At 42.5% G+C, this 7,306-nt stretch carries 5 protein-coding genes; 2 read left to right on the top strand and 3 right to left on the bottom strand.

Going from position 1 to position 7,306, the window contains the following annotated elements:
- Nucleotides 1–128 precede the first annotated feature (128 nt).
- Nucleotides 129–1,724, bottom strand: coding sequence for a potassium/proton antiporter (locus RHS_RS21320; RefSeq protein WP_047834308.1), 1,596 nt, complete (start codon nt 1,722–1,724; stop codon nt 129–131).
- Between the two features lie 202 nt (nt 1,725–1,926).
- On the opposite strand from RHS_RS21320, the gene RHS_RS21315 reads away from it, so the two are divergent.
- Nucleotides 1,927–2,652: a hypothetical protein gene (locus tag RHS_RS21315; protein WP_047834307.1), complete on the top strand. Its 726-nt coding sequence runs from the start codon at nt 1,927–1,929 to the stop codon at nt 2,650–2,652.
- Between the two features lie 58 nt (nt 2,653–2,710).
- Here the strand turns inward: RHS_RS21315 and RHS_RS21310 are convergent, their stop codons facing one another.
- Nucleotides 2,711–3,988 carry an amidohydrolase family protein gene (locus RHS_RS21310; protein WP_047834311.1) on the bottom strand — a complete coding sequence of 426 codons (1,278 nt, stop codon included), beginning with the start codon at nt 3,986–3,988 and terminating at the stop codon, nt 2,711–2,713.
- A 239-nt stretch (nt 3,989–4,227) separates the two neighbouring features.
- On the opposite strand from RHS_RS21310, the gene RHS_RS21305 reads away from it, so the two are divergent.
- The gene (locus RHS_RS21305) at nt 4,228–5,904 is read left to right on the top strand and encodes a GGDEF and EAL domain-containing protein (protein WP_044297812.1); all 1,677 of its coding nucleotides are present in this window, start codon (nt 4,228–4,230) and stop codon (nt 5,902–5,904) included.
- 66 nt (nt 5,905–5,970) lie between these two features.
- Here RHS_RS21305 and RHS_RS21300 read toward each other — a convergent pair whose 3' ends face one another.
- Nucleotides 5,971–7,284 (bottom strand): replication-associated recombination protein A, encoded by a 1,314-nt coding sequence (locus tag RHS_RS21300; protein WP_027293379.1) that lies wholly within the window; start codon nt 7,282–7,284, stop codon nt 5,971–5,973.
- Nucleotides 7,285–7,306 lie beyond the last annotated feature (22 nt).

Below are 7,306 nucleotides of genomic sequence, written 5' to 3'. Positions count from 1 at the left end.
CCATTTTATCTTCTCCTTCATCTGATTTTATGTTATATCATAAGACTTTTTACGGATAAATACAAGGCTTTTTACTCCCAAATTTCATTTTTCGGCAAATGTCGCAAAATTATTCCCACTTTTGGCTCTTACATGTTCATAACTAATATATCTCCAGTCTGTATCTTTGTATTTCCACTGGGTATTAAAATTTCTGAATTCCTCTTGATCATCACAATCAGAGAATCTTTGGGAAGGGTAATCTGATTCAGCGGTTTATCTGTCCATTCATGTTCACTGGAAATCGGCACTTCAACCAGTGGAATATCCGAACTGCTTCTGGATGCAATTCTGTTGGAGATCAGAATATCGCCTTCGGATATAATCGTATTGCCTTTTGGAATAATGGTATTGCCTTCTCTTTTAATCATTACAATCAGAGAATCTGAAGGCAGGCATACTTCATTGATCATTTTGTCTTTCCATGGGCTGTGTTCATCGATACAGGTTTCAATCAGCACCATATCCGTATCATCCTGATAATCATTGAAGGTCTTCATAACATTTTCATCATCGTATACCAGATTTAGTTTTTTAGCCAGCAGCGGGAGAAAACTTCCCTGGAATGTTACTGAAAGAAGGGCAATACAGAAGATAATATGAAAAATATCATTCTGCGGGTCTGCCTGATTCGTTACTGTCATGATTGCAAAAACAATCGATGCCGCTCCCCGAAGCCCTGCCCATGACGTAAATACAATTTCCCGGAACGATCGTCCAAATGGTTTCATGATACAGTACACTGCTGCCGGACGTGCTATAAAACTCATAAAGCCCGCTATTAATAATGCGGTCAAAAGGATTCCCGGAATCTGGGAAGGAAATGCCAGAAGACCAAGAAGAAAGAACAGAAGAATCTGCATCAGTCCTGATAAGCTGTCAAAGAACTGGATCAGTTCCACCTTTTGCACCATCTTACTGTTACCCATAATAATTCCTGCCACGTACACGCTCAGATATCCATTTCCACCAATAAAGGACGGAAGTGTATAAGCAGTCAAAGCTGCGGCTACAACAAAAATCGTACGCATTCCGGTAGATTCAAACCGGACTCTCTGCAGAATCAGTACCGCCAGCAGCGAAATCATTACGCCGGCAAGAAGACCAAACATCAATTGCTTAAAAAAAATGGAAATCACCGGAACGGAAGAACCTCCGGACATAAAGGATAAAAGAATAAGAGTCATGGTATAGGCAACCGGGTCATTACTTCCACTTTCCAATTCCAGTACGGAAGCAAGGCCATTTTTCAGATTTAACTTTTTAGAACGCAAAATGGAAAAGACTGATGCCGCATCCGTAGAACCGACTACAGAACCTATCAGCATACCTTCCAGCAATGTCATGCCAAGTACGAAATGGCAAAACAGTCCTGTTATACCGGCAGTAATCAAAACACCAAAGACAGAGAGCAGAATTCCCTGTATACTGGTAGCCTTTGCCGCTGCCCAGTTTGTCTCGAACCCCCCGGAAAACATGATAAAAATCAATGCGGTAGAGCATATGGACTCCGCCATACCGAAATTATCAAATGGGATTTTGATAAATCCATCCGATCCAAAACACATTCCCAGAATCATAAAAAGCAACAGACTTGGGACTCCCAGACGACCGGATATCTTTCCCAGGAAAACACATAGCAGCAAAACTGCACTGCAAATAGCTAAAATGTAGAGCAATCGCATCACCTCTCTTAAAAATATTTGTAATATTATGTAAACCACTTTTTTATAATATCACAGGAAAACACAGCCGTAAAGTAAAATATGCAAAAATACTGGTTTTTATCCATCAGGAAAGCCCCATTGCATTCAATTGAGAACTACGCTAGAATATATTTATTAACAATCCGTCATCCATAAAATACATCTTATGAAAGGAACCGCTATGACAAAGAAGAAAGTCTTTCTTTATACATATGCAGGAATCTGTTTCCTGCTGGCAGGATGTGCTCCTGTAACCCAAACTTCAACCGAGCCTTCAACGGCGTCTTCCGGCAATATTACACAGGAGACCTTTACACTTCCTCCTGAAGTGGAAACAAATCCGATATTTATACATTCCGATGCAAAGACAGAACAAACCAAAAAAGAAACCGAAGCAGATATCCAGGCTGCGGACGGCATCAATCTGAATACGCCTGTAACCGTGACCGAGAACCAGAAAAGAAGCGTTACGTACACTGTAGAACAGGTAGAGATAGCAAAAATACCCGGTTCTCATCCTGCCATGGACATAAAACCGCCAAATGATGCTGCGGATGGGATAGCTTCTGCTGACGATACCCATTCCTATGTCTGGGTAACCTTAAAAGTCCATAACAATGATCCAGGAAAAATTGTTGAATTTATACCTGCAAACCGCCAGATACGCTTTAACCGGGCCTCGGATGGTACGCAGCCCCTAAGAAGTATAGAATCCCGGATTCTGCCTGAAAAAGGCTATTATCCCATACAGGCGGGGGAAGACCATACTTTTATACTGGGCTACGTTGTTCCCGATTCCCTTTTATCCCAGATGTATCTGGAGACAGGCGGCAGATATGGGTACACCGAAAGCTGTGACATGCGGTTTAATTTTAGCGAAGTATTTTATCTGAAATTATTTAAATGAAGAATGTAGCTCCATCCCCGGCAAAAAGCTGCTGCTTTTCTTTCCCGGCTGCGGATTTTCAAATGATCTCTCCTGCCACAATTTTTTCAACGATGTTGTCTGCATCTCCCAGATAGATGACACGTTCCAGTCTTTCCAAAAGCCCCAGTTCCTGGGGATGCCAGATGGATTCATCCTCTATAACCAGAACATCAAACTCATAGCCGGATTCAAAACTGCCTATTTTTCCAAAGAATTCTCCGCCTCCCTTTGTCGCCAGATAAAAGGCTTCTTTTACATTAAGCGGTGATGCTGACTGATCCCACATACGCCAATAGAGCTTTGATACCTGTATTGCATCTGACATAGCACGGAACATGGACATTGAACTTCCACCTGCCAGGTCGGATCCCAGCCCCACATGCAGGCCTTCATCCAGATATTTTCTAATGGGGGCTATACCGGAAGAAAGATTCATATTGGACTGTGGGCAGTGTGCCACATATACTCCGTTTCTTTTGATCAATGCTATCTCCTCTTCTACAGAAGATACGCAGTGCGCCATGACTGTCTTACATCCATTCCCGAACAGGCCTGCATGTTCATATGCCTCTCCGTAAAATCCTGCAGCCGGACACAATTCCTTTACCCATGCAATCTCCCCTTCGTTTTCCGATAAATGGGACTGAACAGGCAAATGCTGTGATTTCTGAATTTCGCCCAGCGTCTTCATCAGACTGTCTGAACAGCTTGGTATAAATCTGGGTGTTAATATCGGTTCTACATATTTATACTGCCCCTGCATTTCCTTAAGCCACTGCAGCGTCTGCGCTGCGGATTCTTCTGTTGATTCACATAAATATTCCGGAGCATTCCGATCCATATTAACTTTTCCTACCATCGTGCGCAGCTTCGTTTTCTCCAGCAGATCCATCAGTATCTTTGTGGCATCCCTGTGAATCGTTGCAAATATGCAGGCTCTGGTAGTAGGGCTCTTCTTCAACTCTTCCGTAAACATACCATATGCCTTTTTAGCATATTCCTCTTTGGCATATTTTGCCTCTTCCGGAAATGTATAAGTATTCAGCCAGTCAAGGAGTTCCAGATCCATTCCAAAACCACGCAGCCCATATTGGGGCGCATGCATATGCAGATCCACAAGACCGGGTATAACCAGCCTGTCACCATAATCCTTTACCTGAATACCATTATATTTCTCCGGCAGTTTTGCAAAAGCTCCTCCACAAATACCATTTTCGCAGACAGCGTAACCATTTTCTATAAGGACCAGCTGATCCGGTGTGGTACTATATATGATATTTCCTTTTATCGCATAACTATTTTTATTACTCACCATATTCACTCCTTTTCCATTATTATTATCGATTATTTTCCATTTAATTTTCATTCATTATTATCTTCCCTGGTATTCTTTACTCAAAGCTACTTTATCACAAAAGTATCCGGGATGCAAAAAAAGAATTTTTTCATTTTAAAAACCTTCCATGTAATGTATAATAGGTTTATACATTACTAAAAACGATATTTCTCAACAAATATTTCCTTTCTTATCTTCTGACGAAAAGAGGTGTACCGATGACTGATAATGAACAAATATTTCATGATTTTACGATTGACCCATATCTATTCTATGAAGCCATAGAAAACAGTACAGATGACTATATTTATATAGTAGATATGACTCGGGATATCTCCCTTATCTCTAAAAATATGCTGCATGATTTTGATCTTCCGGGCAGAAAGGTGCATGGACTTGTTCCTCTTTGGGGTGAACTGGTACACGAAAAGGACAGACAACGCTACTTTGATTCCATCGAAAAGATGCTGAACAAAGAGACCGATGAACATAATGTAGAATATCAAATCCGTAACCGTAAAAATGAATATGTCTGGGTTATCTGCCGTGGTCTGCTAAAAAGGGATCAGAAAGGAAATCCGCTATTTTTTGCCGGAGTAGTGACGAACCTTGGCAGTAAAGGGAAAATTGATTATATAACAGGTCTGTTTGCCCAGCGGGAATGCGAAAAATTAATTACCAGGCTGATTCAGAATGAATGCCATCCCGGCGGCATACTCCTGCTCGGACTGGATGACTTCTCCAGAATCAATGCTTTGAATGACCATATATTTGGTAACACGGTATTGCGTCAATTTGCCCAGACCATCCTGCGATTTCTTCCTCCGGATGCGGATCTGTTCCGTTTTGACGGGGATGAATTCGCTATTGTATATAAAAATGCTTCCGGGCAGGATTTATACCAGCTTTATCAAAAAATACATGCATATGCTAACCGCAGACAGATTACAGATGGAATTTCTTACTTTTGTACAGTCTCAGGGGGCATCGCAATGATCGGCGCGGACGGGGATAATTATCTTGATTTAATTAAATTTGCTGCAAGCGCTCTTGAAGTATCCAAGCAGAAAGGGAAAAATACCTGTACGTTTTTTTCTCCTGATTTAATTAAAGCAAAACTTCGTACCCTGGAAATTACGAACCAGCTGCAGTTAAGCATTATGAATCACATGGAGCATTTCCATATGGTATATCAGCCTTTAATCAGTAATGATACACTTGCAGTCGGAGGGGCCGAGGCATTGCTTCGCTGGTCCAGCGAGACTTATGGATCTGTAAGTCCGATAGAATTCATTCCTGTGCTGGAATCCGGCGGGCTTATTGTACCCGTCGGCAAGTGGGTTTTGGAGCAGGCCGTCAAAACCTGCAAAGAATGGATCTCCTATGCTCCTGATTTCGTAATGAATATTAATATTTCGTATTTGCAGATGCTGGATGTATCATTCCTTTCATACATTCGTGACCTTCTGACACAGTATCAGCTGGAACCCCGTCATATTGTTCTGGAACTGACAGAGAGTTATTTTGTCACCGATATGGAGGCTCTGAAATATACGTTCGCCCAGCTTCGAAACGAGCATATTAAGATCGCCATGGATGATTTTGGAACCGGATATTCTTCTCTTGGTATGCTGGCGCAGTCACCGGCTGATATTGTAAAAATAGACCGGATCTTTATATCTGCAATTAACCGGGAGGTTTTTAACTATTCCTTCATCAGCGCCGTGATACAGCTATGCCACAGTGTTGATATCCAGGTATGCGTTGAGGGCATTGAATACCCGGAAGAACTGGAAACCATACGTTCCATTCATCCGGACAGCATCCAGGGATTTTACTTTTCAAAACCCATAAGTGCTTCTGACTTTAAAAAAAGATATTGGGAGAACCATTAGGTCCCCCAATATCTTTTCTTATAAAATTTGTTCCTTTAACTACTTCTGTACTTTGGGACAGCAGTTCTATTCCCTCAACCATTTCATATGTTCCTGTATTTTTTTCTCATATCCATTTTCTGATGGCTCATAAAAGACTTGTCCCACCAGCTCATCGGGCAGATACTGCTGTCTGGAAAAGTGTTTTGGAAAATCGTGGGCATATTCATAACCTATGCCATGACCCAGTTTTGCCGCACCTTTATAGTGGGCATCCTGGAGATAAGGAGGTATGGTTACCTTTTTATTCTTTACTGCCTCTGTGGCGTGGAATATGGCATTGGTAGCCGAATTACTCTTTGGTGCCGCAGCCACATAGAGCACCGCCTGCGCCAGGATCAGCTGGGATTCCGGCATACCGATACGCTCCACTGCCTGAGCCGCTGCTACTGCCACCTGAAGCGCCTGGGGATCTGCATTCCCTACGTCCTCCGATGCACAGATCATAATACGCCTTGCAATAAAAGTAACGCTCTCACCCGCATAGAGCATCCGCGCCAGATAATATACCGCCGCATCCGGATCTGATCCCCTCATGCTTTTAATAAATGCCGAAATGGTGTCGTAATGATTATCTCCGGTTTTGTCGTATCTTACTACCCTCTTCTGAATACATTCCGATGCTACATCCAGGGTAATATGGATCTTGCCATCCTCACTTTTCTGGGTCGTTAAAACGCCTAATTCAATTGCATTTAGTGCTGATCTGGCATCCCCTCCGGCTATATCTGCCAGAAATTCCAGGGCATCCTCTTCCACAACAGCGTTATAAGCGCCCATTCCCCGTTCCACATCATAAACAGCACGCTCAATTAGCGTACGGATATCTTCCTTTACAAGAGGCTTAAGCTCAAAAATAATGGATCTGGAAATCAAAGCACCGTTTACTTCAAAATAAGGGTTTTCCGTGGTTGCCCCTATCAGGATCAGGGTTCCGTCCTCTACAAAGGGAAGCAGATAATCCTGTTGGCTTTTGTTAAAACGGTGGATCTCATCTACAAACAGAATCGTCTTTTTTCCATACATCCCAATCTTATCCTGCGCACCCTTTACAACCTCTTCCATGTCTTTCTTACCTGCTACCGTTGCATTGATCTGGGTAAATTCTGCGCTGGTGGTATTCGCGATAACTTTTGCAAGCGTCGTCTTCCCGGTACCGGGCGGTCCGTAGAATATAATTGAGCTTAACTTATCCGCCTTAATGGCACGATACAGCAGCTTGTCTTTTCCGATGATGTGCTGCTGTCCCACCACCTCTTCTAAGGTTTTGGGACGTATTCTGGAAGCCAGGGGCGCTTCGTTTTCCATGGTATTGCTTCGCATATAATCAAATAAATCCATATTCTTTTCTCCTGTCCGTTTC

The sequence above is a fragment of the Robinsoniella sp. RHS genome (assembly GCF_001029355.1).
Classification (GTDB): domain Bacteria; phylum Bacillota; class Clostridia; order Lachnospirales; family Lachnospiraceae; genus Robinsoniella; species Robinsoniella peoriensis.
The sequence above is the reverse complement of the archived record's forward strand: the minus strand, read 5'-3'. Positions and strand labels throughout refer to the sequence as shown.

What these genes read in the sequence shown, in the direction of transcription:
- RHS_RS21320 (WP_047834308.1), bottom strand. Translation starts at nt 1,724, where the DNA reads ATGCGATTGCTCTACATTTTAGCTATTTGCAGTGCAGTTTTGCTGCTA.
- RHS_RS21315 (WP_047834307.1), top strand. Translation starts at nt 1,927, where the DNA reads ATGACAAAGAAGAAAGTCTTTCTTTATACATATGCAGGAATCTGTTTC.
- RHS_RS21310 (WP_047834311.1), bottom strand. Translation starts at nt 3,988, where the DNA reads ATGGTGAGTAATAAAAATAGTTATGCGATAAAAGGAAATATCATATAT.
- RHS_RS21305 (WP_044297812.1), top strand. Translation starts at nt 4,228, where the DNA reads ATGACTGATAATGAACAAATATTTCATGATTTTACGATTGACCCATAT.
- RHS_RS21300 (WP_027293379.1), bottom strand. Translation starts at nt 7,284, where the DNA reads ATGGATTTATTTGATTATATGCGAAGCAATACCATGGAAAACGAAGCG.